The 557-nt window shown below is 59.4% G+C and carries 1 protein-coding gene; it reads left to right on the top strand.

Annotated elements, in window-relative coordinates:
- Positions 1-557, top strand: a 557-nt coding sequence (locus A3754_RS01430) for a DUF945 family protein (RefSeq protein ID WP_156496668.1), incomplete at both ends; no start/stop codon positions are given.

Raw genomic sequence — 557 nt, 5'->3', positions numbered from 1 at the left:
GGCTTTCACCGATGAAGGGTTAAAGCTGGGCCTGGCCAGCACCCGGGAAGTACTGGACCTGTCGGCCTTGCCGCCGGAGGGCATGGCGCTGGTCGAGCAACTGTTTCAGGGCCAGGAGCCTCTCGTCGGAAACAGTTTCTTTGGCTTTGATGGCAGCGTCCGTATTCGGGTCGCGCTTGCCCCGGTCGATCTGGATTCGCCCATGGGCAAGGTCGTGCTGGAGCAGCTGCAGGTGGATGTGCATCGCCCGAATATTGAGGGCTACCCGGTGAACAGTTTTGTGACGCTCAAGGGGCTGAATATCAATGCACCACAGGGGCAAATGGCGATTGAATCGCTGACCGGCTCGGTGGATGTGGTGGATATGCTAGGCGACGCTCTGCCGCTGACCGACATGAACCTGCACGGCAAGGGGCTGGTATATGCGCAGAATGACCTGCCGCTGCTGGGGTTCGATTTTACCCTGCAGGGCAGCAGCCAGGATGACGGTGACACGCTGGCCGGTAAAAGTGGCTTGTGGGTGGATAACATTATCGGTGTCATGGTGCCCTTGCCGA

The organism is Alcanivorax sp. HI0083, from assembly GCF_001635175.1.
The sequence above is the reverse complement of the archived record's forward strand: the minus strand, read 5'-3'. Positions and strand labels throughout refer to the sequence as shown.